Here is a 1,746-nt window from a genome sequence, read left to right on the forward strand (position 1 = left end):
GACGCCAGCCAGGGAAACCCGCGGCTTGACCAGCCAGAAGCGGGTGTCCTTGCTCAGGTACTCCTGGGCTTCCTTCTTGATCTCGATGGTCGCGACCACGCCCTTGATGTCCTTGCTGACATGCAGGTCGGTCACCTTGCCCACCGAGATGCCCTTGTACAGCACCTCGGTCTTGTTGGCCTGGATCCCGTCGCCGCTCTCGAAGCGAACCTGGATGTCCACGCCGGCCTGGTCGAAGGCACGCCACGCCAGCCAGGCACCGATAGCCAGGGCCACCAGCGGCAGCACCCAGATCGCCGACCAGTTCGAGGTCTTGTGTTTCTTCGGACTTGGCAGATCACTCATTCTCGTCATCCAGATTGGTGTTGTCCCAGATCAGCCGGGGGTCGAACGTCACGGCGGCGAGCATGGTGAGCACCACCACGCTGGCGAAGGCGGCGGCGCCGAGGTTGGCCTCGATGCTCGCCAGGTTGCCGAAATTCACCAGCGCCACGAGGATGGCGATGACGAAGATATCGAGCATCGACCAGCGCCCGATCCATTCGATGAAGCGATACATCAGGATACGCTGGCGGNGCAGGGCGATGCCCACCAGTTTGAAAGTAGGAACCAGGATACTGGCGACGAACACCACCATGGCGATGGGGAACATGTCGGCATGCACCAGTTCGACCACGCCCTCCATGATGGTGGCGGGCATTCCGCTGCCGAAGAGGTTGACCGTCATGATCGGCAGCAGGTTGGCGGGTATGTAGAGGATCGCCGCGGTGATCAGCAACGCCCAGGTGCGCGTGAGGCTGTTTGGGCGCCGGGCGTGCAGAACCGCACCGCAGCGACTGCAACGCGGATGCTCGTCCCCGTCGGCGCGATTCAACTGGTGGCACTCGCCGCACACCAGAATTCCGGCATCAAGCGCGCGCATCGTCGTCCTCGCCGCCCAGCGCTTCCCATACCTGGTGCGGCGACATGGTGACCTCCAGCCAGACCTGGGTGAACAGCAGCGCCACGAAACAGGCCAGGCCGACGCCCAGGCTGAGGTCGGCCATGTCGATCAGCTTGACGATGGAAACCAGGATGCCCATGAGGTAGACCTCGAGCATCCCCCACTCGCGCAGATGGTGATAGCCGCGATAGAGCAGCATGCCGATGTGACGGGCGATACCGAAACGCACGCTGATCATCACCAGCAACTGGCAGAGCAACTTGACCAACGGGATCACCATGCTGCACAGGAATACCAGGATGGCGACGCCCTGCATGCCACTGTCGTAAAGACCGAGCACTCCCGTCCAGACCGTATCGCTGCGGGTCTGGCCGAGCAGGCTGAGATTCATGATCGGCAGGAAATTGGCTGGGATATAGAGGAAGAGCGCCGTCAGAACCAGCGCGAAGCAACGGCGTTTCCATTGATGGCGATGCGCGGCCAACTCGAAACCGCAGCGCGGACAATTGGCTTTCTCGCCCGGACCCAGGGGTTCCCGGCGCATCAACAGATCACACTCATGGCAAGCAACCAGTTCTTCCAGGGGAAGATCCTGCAGGCCACGGACATCGGTATCGGACATGAATGAGCTCGGCTGGATTTGTCGGCTATTGTAGACGAGCGCACAGTGCAAATCGCGTCTCCCATGCCCTCGGAAGTACGCCGCCCGGCAGCTCTCGAAGTTTTTCGATTATCGTCCGCAGCGCTGCTGGCTTGCCACTTTTCCGCGCGCAAAAGCAAAACCCCTGGTCATCGCTGACCAG

3 protein-coding genes are annotated in these 1,746 nt (G+C 61.5%); all 3 read right to left on the bottom strand.

The annotated features are described in order from the left end of the window. Positions 1–345 (bottom strand): MlaD family protein (locus LT948_RS32995; RefSeq protein WP_232197166.1); only part of this gene is annotated, 345 nt, incomplete at its 3' end. Further along, complete coding sequence (locus LT948_RS33000; protein WP_232197168.1) at positions 338–922, bottom strand: paraquat-inducible protein A; 585 nt, start codon at positions 920–922, stop codon at positions 338–340. The genes LT948_RS33000 and LT948_RS32995, both read right to left, overlap by 8 nt. After that, positions 909–1,616: a paraquat-inducible protein A gene (locus LT948_RS33005; protein ID WP_011666770.1), complete on the bottom strand. Its 708-nt coding sequence runs from the start codon at positions 1,614–1,616 to the stop codon at positions 909–911. Before LT948_RS33005 ends, LT948_RS33000 begins: the two co-directional genes overlap by 14 nt. Between the last annotated feature and the right edge of the window lie 130 nt (positions 1,617–1,746).

The organism is Pseudomonas sp. CP-1, assembly GCF_021213715.1.
GTDB classification, from domain to species: Bacteria; Pseudomonadota; Gammaproteobacteria; order Pseudomonadales; family Pseudomonadaceae; genus Pseudomonas; species Pseudomonas aeruginosa.